Annotated in this window: 13 protein-coding genes and 1 tRNA gene; 6 read left to right on the top strand and 8 right to left on the bottom strand. The window is 70.1% G+C overall.

Going from position 1 to position 14482, the window contains the following annotated elements; all coding sequences use genetic code 11:
- The first annotated feature begins 402 nt into the window (after positions 1-402).
- The gene (locus ACVTJA_RS18195) at positions 403-576 is read left to right on the top strand and encodes a transposase (protein WP_465837734.1); all 174 of its coding nucleotides are present in this window, start codon (positions 403-405) and stop codon (positions 574-576) included.
- 652 nt (positions 577-1228) lie between these two features.
- Here the strand turns inward: ACVTJA_RS18195 and ACVTJA_RS18190 are convergent.
- The 7 genes from ACVTJA_RS18190 to ACVTJA_RS18160 all read right to left on the bottom strand — a co-directional run bounded on the left by ACVTJA_RS18190 (position 1229) and on the right by ACVTJA_RS18160 (position 8196).
- Complete coding sequence (locus ACVTJA_RS18190) at positions 1229-1360, bottom strand: hypothetical protein (RefSeq protein WP_465837732.1); 132 nt, start codon at positions 1358-1360, stop codon at positions 1229-1231.
- A 72-nt stretch (positions 1361-1432) separates the two neighbouring features.
- Positions 1433-1514: transfer RNA gene (locus tag ACVTJA_RS18185), tRNA-Leu, on the bottom strand.
- 86 nt (positions 1515-1600) lie between these two features.
- Positions 1601-2053: a preprotein translocase subunit SecG gene (secG, locus tag ACVTJA_RS18180; protein ID WP_465837730.1), complete on the bottom strand. Its 453-nt coding sequence runs from the start codon at positions 2051-2053 to the stop codon at positions 1601-1603.
- Between the two features lie 99 nt (positions 2054-2152).
- Positions 2153-2926: a triose-phosphate isomerase gene (tpiA, locus tag ACVTJA_RS18175; protein WP_465837729.1), complete on the bottom strand. Its 774-nt coding sequence runs from the start codon at positions 2924-2926 to the stop codon at positions 2153-2155.
- 47 nt (positions 2927-2973) lie between these two features.
- Positions 2974-4161 carry a phosphoglycerate kinase gene (locus ACVTJA_RS18170; RefSeq protein ID WP_465837727.1) on the bottom strand — a complete coding sequence of 396 codons (1188 nt, stop codon included), beginning with the start codon at positions 4159-4161 and terminating at the stop codon, positions 2974-2976.
- Positions 4162-4191: 30 nt separating this feature from the next.
- A complete protein-coding gene (gap, locus tag ACVTJA_RS18165; RefSeq protein WP_465837725.1) occupies positions 4192-5202 on the bottom strand; it encodes a type I glyceraldehyde-3-phosphate dehydrogenase in 1011 nt (336 codons plus the stop codon).
- Between the two features lie 102 nt (positions 5203-5304).
- The gene (locus ACVTJA_RS18160) at positions 5305-8196 is read right to left on the bottom strand and encodes a golvesin C-terminal-like domain-containing protein (RefSeq protein ID WP_465837724.1); all 2892 of its coding nucleotides are present in this window, start codon (positions 8194-8196) and stop codon (positions 5305-5307) included.
- A gap of 78 nt (positions 8197-8274) precedes the next feature.
- Between ACVTJA_RS18160 and ACVTJA_RS18155 the strand changes: the two genes are divergently transcribed.
- Positions 8275-8970, top strand: a complete 696-nt coding sequence (locus tag ACVTJA_RS18155) for a diacylglycerol kinase family protein (RefSeq protein ID WP_465837723.1) — start codon at positions 8275-8277, stop codon at positions 8968-8970.
- A 93-nt stretch (positions 8971-9063) separates the two neighbouring features.
- On the opposite strand, the gene ACVTJA_RS18150 is transcribed toward ACVTJA_RS18155, so the two are convergent.
- Complete coding sequence (locus ACVTJA_RS18150) at positions 9064-9267, bottom strand: hypothetical protein (protein ID WP_205525715.1); 204 nt, start codon at positions 9265-9267, stop codon at positions 9064-9066.
- Between the two features lie 322 nt (positions 9268-9589).
- On the opposite strand from ACVTJA_RS18150, the gene ACVTJA_RS18145 reads away from it, so the two are divergent.
- The 4 genes from ACVTJA_RS18145 to ACVTJA_RS18130 all read left to right on the top strand — a co-directional run bounded on the left by ACVTJA_RS18145 (position 9590) and on the right by ACVTJA_RS18130 (position 14467).
- Positions 9590-11185, top strand: coding sequence for an NAD(P)/FAD-dependent oxidoreductase (locus ACVTJA_RS18145; RefSeq protein ID WP_465837722.1), 1596 nt, complete (start codon positions 9590-9592; stop codon positions 11183-11185).
- A gap of 26 nt (positions 11186-11211) precedes the next feature.
- On the top strand, positions 11212-11580 hold the full coding sequence (locus ACVTJA_RS18140; RefSeq protein WP_465837720.1) for a hypothetical protein: 369 nt from the start codon (positions 11212-11214) through the stop codon (positions 11578-11580).
- A 153-nt stretch (positions 11581-11733) separates the two neighbouring features.
- Positions 11734-12873: a class I SAM-dependent rRNA methyltransferase gene (locus ACVTJA_RS18135; RefSeq protein ID WP_465837719.1), complete on the top strand. Its 1140-nt coding sequence runs from the start codon at positions 11734-11736 to the stop codon at positions 12871-12873.
- 49 nt (positions 12874-12922) lie between these two features.
- Positions 12923-14467 carry a 3'-5' exoribonuclease YhaM family protein gene (locus ACVTJA_RS18130; protein WP_465837717.1) on the top strand — a complete coding sequence of 515 codons (1545 nt, stop codon included), beginning with the start codon at positions 12923-12925 and terminating at the stop codon, positions 14465-14467.
- Positions 14468-14482: the final 15 nt, after the last annotated feature.

The following is a 14482-nucleotide window of genomic DNA, read 5'->3' as shown; positions in this document are numbered from 1 at the left end:
GTGAGTGGTGTTGCACCGGCTTGAAGGCGCTCCCGCGCTTCGTGGGTCTCCCTCACAGGAGCAGGCAGACGCCGCAGGCGGCCAGTGGGGCGAATACACCCTGGGCGTGCTCTCGCCACACGTTTCCGCAGCGACTGCCTCGCCTGCTGGCTCACCCAGCCCGGCGAACGCGGTGGCCGGTTGCGGCCCAATGCGTGGTGGCACTGACCACCGGTGCAGAGACAGGAGTCAGGTTGCTCAAACCTCTGGCCATGCCCGCAAGCCTCGACACGCTTTTGCGGCTGATACGCAGCGCTCCGCTCTCCCCCCCAAGACTTCTCGAGTGCTTGGTGGGGATGACGGGGCTTTACGTAAGGGACGCATGTATGGGCCATCCTCGTTGACCTGGAGGCGCATCGCGGCGTGGATGTGTTGCCAGACCGTTCGGCTCCTACTTTGGCCGACCGGCTGCGCCGGCATCCTGGCGTCGAGGTCATCACCAGAGACCGCTCGACAGAGTACGTGCGTGCGGCAGTAGTGGGTGCTCCAGAGGCGCAGCAGGTCGCGGACCGCTGGCACCTGCTCCTCGAGGGGTGACAGATGATTGAACGCCAGCCCGTAGCCAATCCCAGACAGCCGTCTCCGTCCAGCAGCTTCCCGGCGCCATCAATGGCGACAGCATCTACGCCATGCGCGTCGGTGAGGACCCGTTCACCGTGACCGTCGAGGCGGGCAGCGACGTTGACGTGGCGGACGTCCTCACCCAGGCCATCGACTCCTACAGCGAGACGCCGAAGGACCTCCGGAGCTCGCGCGAGCACGTCGCCATCAAGGGGGAGCCAGACCCAGGTGGGCCCGCCGCGACGGCGAACTCGGACGACGGCACCATCACCTTCTATGACGGCCAGACCAACCCAGGGCCTCGGCATGGTGGAAGAGGTGCGCAGTCTCCGTGCCGAGCCGCAGCTCACCCCGGGTGGCATGTTGAGAGCCGCCGGCACAAGCCATCCAAAGCGCGCCAGCCGCGCGCAGGAAACAGGCCTCCAGCACACCACACGGCGAGCGGGCATCCTTCGTCTCCGGGCGGAAGACGCAGGTCAACACGCCGGCACCGAACCCAGAAAACGAAAAAGCCTCCATGCCCTCCGCACGCGGACAGGTGCAGGAACGAGCGGAGCTGACCACGCGGGCCACAGAAGCGGCGAGAGCCGGAAAGCCCCACACGCAAGCCCTCATGCCCCCGGGGCGCTCACGTGAAGTCCTCGTCCGCATCGTGGTGCTTCAGCACGAGGCCGGGATGGAGTCGCTTCATCTGCTCGAAGAGTGGCTCCGCCGCCCCGGCGGCATCGACGGAGAAGAAGATGCAGGTCGAGTCATCCATCGCGCCCCAGGCGCGAAGCCCCAGAAACGAAAAAAGCCCCCGAGTCTTTCGACTCGGGGGCCTCATTCGGAGTGCCCAAGGCGGGATTCGAACCCGCACACCTTGCGGCGCCAGCCCCTCAAGCTGGTGTGTCTACCAGTTCCACCACCTGGGCAACTTCTGCGGCGACCATCTACAGGACCGCCTTGAGTCACGCAACGACAATTTCAACCGACGCGTGACTCAGATACTTCCTGAAACCTACTGCGCCGGAGCCGGAGCAGGCGCCGGAGCCTGCTGCTGCGCCCCACCCTCGGCGGGCGGAGGAACCGGCGTCTCGCCGCGCGGCTGCTCCAGGCTGCCAGGCGGCGGAGCCGAGGGCGTCGTCGACGCACCCGAGGCCGGAGCCGTGGCACCACCCGGCGTCGCCGGAGCCTGCTGCGCCGGAGGCGGTGCGGCAACCGAGCCACCACTCGCCACCGAGGAGCGCATCCCCACGAAGGACAGGCCGAGCGACGTGAAGAAGAAGAGCATCGCGCAGACGCCCGTGAGCTTGCTCAGGAACGTCACCGCGCCGCGGCCACCGAAGGCGCTCGTGGCCGCGCCGCCGCCGAGGGCCGAGCCCATGCCCGCGTCCTTACCGGGCTGCAGCAGGATGACGAAGATCATGAACACGCACACGAGGACGTGCACGATCGTGACGAAGGTCAGCATGGGAGGTCTTCCAGACGTTCCGTGAGAAGGAGGCGCACCCTACACAAAGTGGTGAACGGGTGACAACTTCTTCCGCCCACCGATTCCAGTAATGCCGATCTAACCAGCAGCCTTGACGATGGCCGCGAAGTCGCCCGCCTTCAGGCTGGCCCCTCCGACGAGCGCCCCGTCCACGTCCGGCTGTCCCAGCAATTCCGCCGCGTTGTCCGGCTTCACGCTGCCGCCGTACTGGATGCGCACCCGCCCGGCCGTCTCCCCGTCGTACAGGCGCTCGAGCAGCCCACGAATCGCCGCGTGGACCTCCTGCGCCTGCGCCGACGTGGCCGTCCGCCCCGTCCCAATCGCCCACACCGGCTCGTACGCGAGGACGAAGGTGGCCACGTCCTTCTTGTCGAAGCCGGCCAGCGCCCCGCGCACCTGGCGCTCCACCACCGGGAGCGTCTGGTTCGCCTCGCGCTCGGCCAGCGTCTCGCCCACGCAGATGATGGGCGTCATGCCCGCCGCCCGTACCGCGCGGGCCCGCTTGTTCACCGTCTCGTCCGTCTCGCCGAAGAACTGCCGGCGCTCCGAGTGCCCCACGATGACGTAGGCACACCCGAGCTCCGCCAGCATCGGCGCGGACACCTCACCAGTGAACGCGCCGGACGACTCCCAGTGGCAGTTCTGCGCCGCCAGCTGCAGCGGCGCACCTTCCAGCGCCACGTGGAGCGGCTGCAGCGCCACGAACGGCGGCGCCAGCACCACCTCCACCGTGTCACCCAGCGGAGCCACCATGCTCCGCAGCTCGCGCACGAGGCCCAACGCCTCGGGCACCGTCTTGTTCATCTTCCAGTTGCCGGCGACGATCTTCCTGCGACGAGCAGCGGCAGACATTTAGCCCCCCAGGGGTGTGCGATACGGGTTTGATGCGGGCGCGCAGCCTACCGCGTTTCCAGCGCCTTGATACCCGGCAACTCACGCCCCTCCAGGAACTCCAGGGAGGCGCCGCCACCGGTGGACACGTGGCTCATCTTGGCGGCGAAGCCCATCTGCTCCACGGCCGCCGCGCTGTCGCCACCGCCGATGACGGTGGTGGCCTGGGTGTTGATGGCCATGGCGGCGGCCACCGAGCGGGTGCCCTCCGCGAACTTCGCCACCTCGAACAGACCCATGGGCCCGTTCCAAACCACCGTGCGCGCGTCACGGATGTGCTGCGCGTAGATGGCGCGCGTCTTCGGGCCGATGTCCAGGCCCATCATGTCCGGAGGAATGGCGTTGTCCGCCGTCTCCTTCGCGACGCTGGCCTCGGTGGGCTCGGTGCCGATGATGTGGTCCACCGGGAGCACCAGCTGCGTCTTCAGCCGCTGCGCGGCCTCCAGGATGCGCGTGGCCAGCGACAGCTTGTCGCCCTCGACGCGGGACTTGCCCACCTCCACACCCTGCGCCTTGAGGAAGGTGTAGGCCATGGCGCCGCCGATGAGCAGCGCGTCCACCTTGGGCAGCAGGCTCTCGATGACCTTGATTTTATCGCTCACCTTCGAGCCACCCAGGATGGCCACGAAGGGCTTCTCCGGGTTCTTGAGCACCTTGCCGAGGTACTCGATTTCCTTCCGCATCAGGAAGCCGGCGGCCTTCTCCTTCACGAAGGGCACCATGCCCGCGGTGGAGGCGTGGGCGCGGTGCGCGGTGCCGAAGGCGTCGTTGACGTAGACGTCGGCGAGCGAGGCCAGCTCGCGGGCGAACGTCTCGTCGTTGGCCTCCTCCTCCTTGTGGAAGCGCAGGTTCTCCAGGACGACCACCTGGCCGTCCTTGAGCTCCTTCACCTGCTTCTTCACGCCGTCGCCGATGCAGTCATCCGTGAGGATGACCTCGTGCTTGCCGCCGAGCAGCTCGGCCAGCTTCGCGGCGACGGGCTCCAGCGACAGCTTGGGGTCCGGGCCCTTGGGACGGCCGAGGTGGGAGGCCAGGATGACCTTCCCGCCCATCTCCAGCGCCCGCCGGATGGTGGGCAGCGCCTCGCGGATGCGGGTGTCGTCCGTCACGCGCCGCCCCTCCAGCGGGACGTTGAAGTCCACGCGGATGAAGACGCGCTTCCCGGTGAGCTGCAGTTCGTCGATGTAGCGGATCATCTCGGTCGTTCCCTCTGGAGCCCGCGGGACTCAGACGCCCTTGGAGACGAGGAACTTCGCCGTGTCCACCATGCGGTTGGAGAAGCCCCACTCGTTGTCGTACCAGGCCATGACCTTCAGGAGGTTGTCGCCCATCACGAAGCAGTTGGTGGAGTCGAAGATGGCCGAGTGCGAGTTGCCGTTGTAGTCCACCGACACCGTCTGCTCGTCGCTGAACTGGAGGATGCCCTTGAGCGGCCCTTCCGCGGCCTTGCGGTAGGCCTCGATGACGGCCTCGGCGGTGACGCTCTTCTGCGTGTTCACCGTCAGGTCCACCAGGGACACGTTCGGGGTGGGCACGCGGACGGCGAGGCCGTGCATCTTGCCCTTGAGCTGCGGAATCACCTCACCGATGGCCTTCGCGGCGCCGGTGCTGGTGGGAATCATGGAGAGCGCGGCGGCGCGGGCGCGGCGCATGTCCTCGTGGGTGAGGTCCAGGATGCGCTGGTCGTTGGTGTAGCTGTGGACCGTGGTCATCAGGCCCTTCTCCACGCCGAAGTTGTCCACCAGCACCTTGGCGATGGGCGCCAGGCAGTTGGTGGTGCACGAGGCGTTGGAGACGATGTGGTGCTTCGCCGGGTCGTACTCGTTGTGGTTGATGCCGTAGGCGATGGTGAGGTCCGGGCCCTTGGCCGGGGCGGAGATGAGGACCTTCTTCGCGCCCGCCTTCAGGTGCTTCTCGGCGCCGTCGCGCGCGGTGAAGCGGCCGGTGCACTCGAGCACCACGTCCACGTTCATGCCCTTCCAGGGCAGCGCCGTCGGGTCCTTCTCGGCGGTGACGGCAATCTCCTTGCCGTCCACGATGATGCCCTTCTCGGAGGCCTTCACCGTCCCCGGCCACGTGCGGTGCACGGAGTCGTACTTGAACAGGTGGGCCAGCGCCGCGGGCTTGTCGAGGTCGTTGATGGCGACGATCTCCAGGTCCTCCTTGCGGCTGAGGGCAGCGCGAAGGATGCAGCGACCGATGCGACCGAAGCCATTGATGGCGATGCGGGTAGCCATGTCCGAGTGTCTCCTTGAAGGGCGTGTGCACGAGTGCCCACGCGTGTCGTCACGTCACGTCGAATTCGAGGGCGCCGACCGTAGGCATCCGCACCCTCCGAGTCAACGCTTCGCGTCGCACTTGCGACGGTGCGCACGCCGAAGCTGAACAATCACCCCGAGCAACAGGCTGATACCGGAGCCCGTTCCCCCTCCAGCCCCACAGCCGCAGCCCGAGTCACCGACCGGATAGTAGAACTGCGGAAGCTCCTCAAGGACGATGGGTTGCGGAGGCGGCGGAGGAGGAGGCGGCGGGGGCGGATGCGGGTCCACGCCGCGCGCGGCCACGCAGGCGGTGAGCAGGCCAGGGCCCTCGCCGCCCGGGTCCTCGGCGGGCGGAGGAGGCTCCTGCGCGAGCACGCCCGCGTGCACCAGGAATGCGGAGAGCAGCTGCTTGCGCCGCGTCGGGCTGACGATGCCCTCGAAGGGCACGCCCAACAGCAGCACCTCACCGTTCGGCTTGGAGGACACGCCCGCCACCAGGTCCGTGCCGGCGTAGCGCAGCACCGCCGAGCCGCCGGACGCGGGCGTGAGCACGTCCGTCACGCCCACCGGGTACGCCCCGCGCGTGCCCTCGTCGAGAATTCCCGCGGGCACGCCGGAGAGCCAGCCGCTCGCCAGCCCCTCCACCGTGAGCGGCGGCGTGCCCGTGCCTGGCGATGCGCGGAGGATGTCCGCGAGGAAGGCCTGGTCCTCCGCCCCGCCCGTGGCGAGCGCGGACGTCACCTGGCTGCCGGACAGCAGCAGACTCCCTCCGCCGGTGACGAAGGCGCGCAGCGCGTCCTGCTCCTGGCGCGTGGGCCTCGACGCGTCCTCGCCGCCCCGGCCGGTGAACCAGTCCACCGCCGTGTACGGCGCCGCGACGGTGATGAGCCCCGCCTTCACCGCCGCGCTCGTGGCGCTGTCGAAGGCCGTGCTCGCGTGCGCCAGCGCGTCGCCGTGGCGGCGCACGTAGGTGCCGTCGTTCATCGCCTCCACGAAGACGCGCACCGGGGCCTGCAAGTCGTACGCGTCCAGCGCCTCGGCGCAGGCGAGCGACGCGTCCAGCCGCTCGAAGGCGTTGACGAGCAGCACGGGCGCCTGCGCGCCGCTTGCGGGCGTGCGCACGCCGACGGTGGAGGACGGAAAGCCCTCGCCGCCCGCGCTCAGCGCCGCCACGCGGAAGTAGCGCACCGTGCCCGGCGGCAGCGTGGTGGTGAACGACGTGCCCGTCACCTCGGTGCCCTCGTCCCAGCCGAAGCCGTCCGCGCTCTGGTAGACGCGGTAGCCGGTGGGCGCGTCGTGGCCCTCCTCGTCGGGGTTGGCGGCGGGCGCCGTCCAGCGCACCTCCACCGCGCCGGCAGCGGCGTTGCGCGCGGCGACGGCGGCGGGGGCCTCGGGCGGCAGGAGCACCGGCGTGCCGTCCCTCGCGGCGTAGTACTTGATGAGCCCCTGCAGAATCGCGCGCGCGGCGACGCGGCGGAACTCCGGCTCCTTCAGCCGGTTCGAGTCGGGGATGTTGTCGTGGTACGCCATCTCCAGCAGCACCGACGGCATCTCCGGGTTGTGCGTGGGATTGACTTCACCCAGGTTGGCCGAGCGCAGGTTGCGCACGCGCCAGTTGGGGTCCACCTCGCGCTTCAAGTCGCGGCTGATTTCGTCCAGCAGCGCGCGGGCCATGACGTCGCTGCCGGCCACACCGGTGAAGTTGAGCGTGCCGTCCACCGGGTTGGGCCCGTACACGTAGCCCTCCGTGCCATTCACCGTGCCGGTGCTGCCCGCGTTGGTGTGCCACGCGAGGTACACCGCGTCCTCACCGTCCTCGTGCAGCCACGCCGCGAAGCGCGGGCGCGCGGTGACGTCCGCGTTGCGCTCGTTGGAGAGCGCGTTGGCCCCGGTGGGCGCGTACACGGTGGCGGGCGCGCCGCTGAACTGCACGTGGTAGCGCGCGGCCTCCTCGAAGCGAGGCCTGTCGAGCGCGGCGACCTCCGCGTCGCCGATGAGGCCCCGGCCTCCGCCGAAGCGCACCGCGTCCAGCGACACCGTGCCGCCCTCGGCCGTGTCGTTCATCGCCACCACGGAGGCCGTGTCCGCGTGCGTGCCCGCCTTGAAGTAGAAGCGGCCCAGCAGCACCCACGTGCCGCCGTGGCGCCGCTGGTTGACGCGGAAGTGGCTCTCCCCGCCCGCGTGCTTCACCACGTAGTGCGCATCCGTCGCCCGCGCCGCGTCCGACGCGTAGGAGACGTAGACGTTGTAGTAGCCGTCCGCCGGCACCTCCGGCGCCCACGTGGCGCTCGCGGTGGCGGTGCGCGCGGTGGACATGACGCGCGTGGTGCCCAGCGTGAAGGGCTCCACCGCGTTGCCGATGGGAAAAGCCGGCGTGCCCCACCCCTTCTGCGCGGAGTCCTGGAAGAGGGCCGCGTCACCCGCCTCGGTGTAGCCCCCCTGCGCCTGCCCCGCGTCCAGAATCACCATGCGCGAGTTGAGGTCCGTCTCGCGCACCGGCACCACGGTGGCGCCCGCCCCCATCAGCATGGGCATGAGGTACTGGCTCACCACCTCGGCGGAGATGAAGTCCTCCACCACCGCCCAGGTATTGGGCCGCTGCGTGGCCCACCTGTCCAGCGGGGCGCTCCGGTAGAAGCCGTGGCCGGGGCTCAGGTACACCACCTTCCCGGACAGCGCGCCGCCGCGCACGCGCGTCTGCGGCACGCCGGCCACGGACGCGCGCACCGCCCCACCCCGCTCCTCGCGCCGCACCACCGGCGGCTCCGAGGAGGACCAGCGCCGCGTCTCGTGCGCCCGGGGGCCGGGCGGTGGGAGGTACTGGACGCCGGGGGGCTCCAGGCCGCAGGCGCCCTCGTCGAGCGACGCGTCGGAAGCCGGCGCCTCGGCGCGGGCCAGGGAGGAAGTCAACAACAGGGACAGGGCCGCACACCCCAGGCGCGCCCGGTAACGGTAGGAAGCGGAATTCACGGGGTCAGACCATACCCGTTCAACCCCGAGCGGCAACCGGACCCGTGGGTGCTACGGTGCCCGCCCCTTCAATCACCGATGAACGTTCCTGTCCGGCCACCTTCCGCCTTCCCTCCCCGCCGGGGCTCGGGGCTGTTCGCCTCGTTCGGCCACGCGTGGAACGGGCTCATCCACACCGTCGTCCACCAGCGCAACATGCGCGTCCACCTGATTTCGGGCGTGCTGGTGGGACTGGTGGGCAGCGGCATCACCCTGGGGCTCGCGGAGAAGGTGACGCTCATCTTCTGCGTCCTCCTCATCTTCTTCGCGGAAATCCTCAACAGCGCCCTGGAGCACCTGGTGGACCTCGCCGTCCAGCAGTTCGACGAGAAGGCCCGCCTCGCCAAGGACGCGGCCGCCGCCGGCGTGCTGGTGCTGGCGCTGGGCACCGTCGTCATCTTCGCCGCCATCCTCGTGAGCAACTGGGAGACGGTGCGCACCAGCACGGACGCCATCGCCCGGCAGGTGGCGTTGGGCCTGCCGCTCACCGCCTGCGTCGTCGCGCTGGTGCTGCCGCAGCGCCGCCCCGTCGCGGTGGACGTGGTGGCCCTCCTGGCGGCCTTCGTGCTGCTCGCGGTGCTGGCGCTCCAGACGGCCAGCATGGTCTTCAGCGCGCTGACGGGCGGGCTCATCTTCGTGGCCGGCGCGGCCGCGCAACAGCGGAGGCGGGAGCAGCGCTTCGCGGCCCACGAGGCGGGCGATTCACCGGTCAGCGGAAACAAAAAAACCGGCTGACGCCGGTTCCGTCCTGCATCCGCGCGGGCGGGAGCCCCGAAACCAGTCCGGAGCCCGCGCGCCCGCGGGGTCGATGGTTGGAAGAGTAGCTACTCAGGCCCGCTGGCGCCACTCGGAGCCCTGCTCCTGTGTCGCCTGGACGGCAACGGCCTTGTCGCCTTCCTTCAGGTCCGTGGTCACCAGGTCGAGCAGCTCCGTGGCGATGCCGATGACCTGGTGCGGCGTGTAGCCGCTCGCGCGCAGCTGGTTGAAGAAGGTGCGCGCCAGGATTCGGGTGCCCTTTTGGTCCGTGCTCACAGTGGTTGCCTCCAGAAAGCGGCGAAGAGAGGGGGTCGCCGCATAAGCATGCGGCCTCAACACTTCAACCCCCGTGCCAGACGTTCTCTTCCAAACGGATTCCCCAGCAGTTCCCAGGGGTTGAACCATGCCGCGGCCCGGCATGGCCTCCCAAAGGGTGCGAAGACTGTTACGCACCTGTCGTCCCCACGGGGGGATGGCGAAGGGGGGTGCATCAACGGGTACGCACCTGCGAGGCGCTTCGCGAGCCTCGTGGTTTCAAGTGCTTGCAATCTTTCATGGGGGTGGAGCAGATACGCGCCCCCACCAGGAGCGAATGGTCATGGCGTATCGGGTGAACAACATCGGGCTGTGGCTGGACGAGCCGGAAGAGCTGCTCGGCCAGCGTGCGGCGGAGAAGCTCGGGGTCACCCGCTCCGACCTCGCCAGCGTGCGCGTGGTGCGCTCCGTGCTGGACGCGCGGAAGAAGGGCAGCCCCCGCTACATCTACACGCTGGAGGTGGAGATGGCGCCCGGCCGCAAGCCGGCCCACCTGCCTCCGGACGTGGGTGAAGCCCCTCCTCCGCCGGAGCCGCTGGCCCCCGTGAAGCCGCCGGAGCGCTGGCCCATCATCATCGGCACCGGCCCGGCCGGGCTCTTCTGCGCGCTGGGCCTGCTGGAGCGCGGCGTACGCAGCATCCTCCTGGAGCGCGGCCGCGAGGTGGTGGCGCGCCGCAAGGACGTGGCGAAGCTGATGCGCGACGGCACGCTGGACCCGGAGAGCAACATGAACTTCGGGGAGGGCGGCGCCGGCGCCTACACGGACGGCAAGCTGTCCACGCGCATCAACCACCCCATGGTGCGCAAGGTCATCGAGGCCTTCGCGAAGTACGGCGCGCCCGACCAGATCCTCATCGAGGGCAAGCCGCACATCGGCTCGGACCTGCTGCCGGGCGCGGTGGCGAAGCTGCGCGACGAGCTCATCGCCGGCGGCTGCCAGGTGCTCTTCGAGCACCGGGTGGACGATTTGCTCTACCGCGACGGCCACGTGGCGGGCGTGAAGCTGTCCGACGGGCGCACGCTGGAGAGCGACCGCGTCATCCTCGCGCCGGGCAACTCCGCGCGTGAGCTCTACGAGCGCTTCGCCGCCGACGGCCGGGTGAGCGTGGAGGCCAAGCCCTTCGCGCTCGGCTTCCGCGCCGAGCACCCGCAGACGCTCATCAACAGCATCCAGTACGGCAACGCCGCCAAGAATCCCAAGCTCCCCCCGGCCGACTACAAGCTGGCGGAGAACCTGGACGTGGACGGCGAGGTGCGCGGCGTCTACTCGTTCTGCATGTGCCCCGGCGGAATCGTCGTGCCCACGCCGACGGAAGAGGGCCTGCAGTGCACCAATGGCATGAGCAACTCGCGCCGCAACGCGCGCTACGCCAACGCGGGCATCGTCGTCTCCGTGTCCGTGGCGGACTTCGAGCGCGAGGGCTTCCGCGGCCCGCTCGCGGGCCTGGAGTTCCAGCGCCACTGGGAGAAGAAGGCGTATGAATTGGGCGGCGGGCGCTTCTTCGCCCCGGCCCAGACGATTCCGGACTACCTGGCCGGGCGCGTGAAGAAGGACCCGGGCGGCACCAGCTACCGGCCGGGGCTGGCGCACGTGGACCTCAACCGCCTCTTCCCGGAGCGGCTCACCGAGTCCATCAAGCAGGCCCTGCGCACCTTCGACCGGAAGATGCGCGGCTTCATCAGCGACGAGGGCAAGCTCATTGGCATCGAGAGCCGCACTTCGTCTCCCGTGCGCATCACCCGTGGGGAGGATTTGCAGTCGGTGTCCCTCAAGGGGCTCTACCCGGCGGGCGAGGGGTGCGGCTACGCGGGTGGTATCGTGTCCTCCGCCATTGATGGGCTGCGGGTCGCTGAGCAGATTGCCATCGAGCTGTCCTAGTACGGGCAGCCCGGGAGGAGGGCTCCATGCGCTACGTGGTGCGCACACCGGACGGTGAGCTGGTCTACCCCAGCCTGTTGGAGGTGGAGCAGGCCTACCTCCAGGGGCTGGTGGACCCGGAGGACGAGGTCCGCGAGGAGGACTCGTCCAAGTGGCGCAAGGCGGGCAGCCTTCCCACGCTGGCCCGAGCGCGCCGCGCGGCCACCGGCGCCGCCCAGCGGGGGCAGATTCTGTCGGTGGTGGGCGTGGTGCTGCTGGGCGTCCTGGCCCTGTCGCTGCTGTTCCGCGACAACTGGCACCTGCGCCTGTTCGGCATCGTCCTCGCGCTGACGGCCAGCTTCATGCTCACCCGGGTGACGTTCAAGGCGTTCAAGCGCCCCTCTTCCGGCGGCTGACGCCCCGAAGGCACCGCTCCCTCCCCCGCCTGCCCTGCCGCGCGGCGTCCCGGCGCTCGCCGCAAGCTGGCGGACGACAGCGCATGTTCTCCCTCGGGAGGACGCCCGTGGGCGCCGGTGCCCGCGGTGGAACCGCGAGAGGGAGGAGACACCTTGCTCAGCACCTATCTGTCCCGAGATGCCGCCCGCCGGCTTCGCCATGGTGCCCCCTGGCTGCACCGGGAGGACATCGTCTCGATGGAGGGAACGCCGCAGCCCGGGGAGCCCGTGCAGCTCCGGGACGAGGACGGCTCGGTGCTGGGCCTGGGCGACGTGGACCTGGAGTCCTCGTTCGCGGTGCGGCGGATTGGCCAGCCCGACGAAGCCGTGGAAGGCCTCATCCCCCGCCACCTGCGCCACGCCTTCGAGCGGCGCGGCCGGCTGGTGGACGACCCGCGCTTCTGCCGCGTGGTGAATGACGACGGGGACGGACTGCCCGGACTCATCGTGGACCGGTACGACACCCACTTCGTGGTGCAGACGCTGACGCGCGCCATGGACGCGCGGCAGGCGGAAATCACCCGCGCGCTGGTGGAGGTGACGGGCGCCGGCTCGGTGCTGCTGCGCAACGACTCGCCGCGGCGCAAGGCGCTGGGCCTGCCCACGCAGCGGGCCCACGTCCTCTACGGCACCCCGCCCCGCTGGTGCCGACTCCTGGAGATGGGCGCGCGCTTCACCGTGGACCTCACCTACGGGGTGGGCACCGGCTACCACTACGACCAGCGCGAGCTACGCCGCTTCGTGGCGCGCATGGCCAACGGCGGACGGGTGCTGGACACGTGCTGCAACGTGGGCGGCCTCTTCGTCCACGCCGGCCTGCACGGCGCGCGGCAGATTCTGGCCTTCGACAAGAACGCGGACGCGGCGGACCTGGCCCGGGAGAACGCCGAGGCCAACGGTCTGCTCGGACGGGCCACGGTGGAGACGGGCCAGCCGCTCCAGGTGCTCCGGGCCCTCCGGGACACCTTCGACCTGGTCCTCCTGGACACACCCGGCGTGACGTCCGAGGAGGAATTCCTGGAGCAGCTCCGCCATGCCCTCCGGCGCACCCGGCACGGGGGGAGGCTGCTGGTGGTCGGCTACCACCCGCCTCTTGGACTGGGGAACTTCGACGAGCTGGTGGCCACCGCCTGTGAGGGGGAGGCCCGCATCGGCACCCGGCTCGCCCGGCTGGGCCTGCCGCCGGACCACCCCACCCTGGTCGGTTCCCCGGGGTCCGACTACCTCGACGCCATGGCCCTGGAGGTGAGCTGACGCGAGTTCCCCTCGAAGCGCCTTCCTGGTGCTAGTGTCCGCGGCCGCAATGACCAACGAAAACGTGCCCGAGACCGCCACCCCTACCCCGGAGGGTTCCGTGGAGACCGTCCGCAAGGTGTACGCGGCGGACCTGCGCGAGAAGGACCGCGTCAACACCGTCTTCCGCGTCACGAAGAAGGAGAAGGTGACCGCGCGCAGCGGCAAGGTGTTCCTCGCCCTGACGCTCGTCGACAAGAGCGGCGAGGTGGACGCCCGAATCTTCGACAAGGTGGACGCCCTGGAATCCACCTTCCAGTCCAGCGACTTCGTGCTGGTGCAGGGCAACGTCATCAGCTTCCACGGCCGCACGCAGGTCGTCGTGGAGGGCCTGGAGCGGTTGGATCCGGAGCCGCTGGACCCCAAGGAGTTCGAGCCGCCCCCCGCTCCGCCCCCCGAGGCGAAGCCCGCCGCCGAGGCGAAGCCGGCCGAGCCGCGCGAGGCCCGCGAGCCCAAGGGTGACAAGGGCGAGAAGGCCGACAAGGGCGAGGCCCGCGCCGAGGGCAAGGAGGCCCGGGGCCACGAGGGCGCCCGGGACGGCTCCGCGGGTTCGCGCGCCGCCGGCCTCATCCGGGAGATGGTCTCCGAGCGGGTGAACGACCCGCACGTGAAGCAGCTGCTGCTGGCCTTCCTGGACGACCCGCAGATTGCGGCGGGCCTGCCCATCGCCCCGGCGGCCAAGGGCATGCACCACGCGTGGCGCGGCGGCCTGGCCGAGCACCTCCTGTCGGTGATGCGGCTGACGCTCCGCGTGGCGGACCACTACCCCATGGCGGACCGGGATTTGCTGCTGGCCGGCGCGCTGCTGCACGACGTGATGAAGGTGGCCGAAATCTCCCCCGAGAAGGGCTTCGACTACACCGACGAGGGGAAGCTCGTTGGCCACCTGGTGATGACGGCGCAGAAGATTCGCGAGAAGACGCTGGCCATCCCGGGCTTCCCGCCGCTGCTGGAGCAGCACCTCACGCACCTGGTCATCGCCCACCACGGCCAGCTCGAGTACGGCAGCCCCAAGGTGCCGATGACGCTGGAGGCGCACATCGTCCACGCGCTGGACTCGCTCGACTCGCGCATCGCCTCGTGGCTGGAGGCCATGCAGCGGGACTCGAACGACAAGTGGACGGACGTGCTGCGCCACTACGACCGGCAGCTCTGGAAGGGCCCGGCGCCCACCCAGCGGGGCCGCGCCCCGGTGGAAGGCGGTGGCGGTGGCCGCCGCAAGTCGCGCGAGGAGAAGCGCAAGGCCAAGGGCGACAAGCCGCGTGAGCAGGGCGGCGAGAAGCCCCAGGCCCAGGCCGAAGGCGCCGCGCAGGCCGAGGCCGGCTCGCAGCAGCAGCAGCAGCAGCAGCGGCCGCCGCGTCGCGAGCGTCCGCCCCGCGAGGAGCGCGCGCGTGAAGAGCGTCCGCCCCGCGAGGAGCGTCCGCCGCGGCCTCCGCGCGAGGAGCGTCCGCCCCGCGACGCGAGCAGCCTGCCCCGCGAGCTGACCTTCAAGCCGTTCAGCGCGCTGACGACCATCACCCCGGCGAAGGACGGCGAGGGGTCCTCGGAGAGCTGAGGGAGCTCAAAGTCA

It is taken from the genome of Pyxidicoccus sp. M6, assembly GCF_055568925.1.
This window is presented reverse-complemented; position numbering and strand designations above follow the sequence as displayed.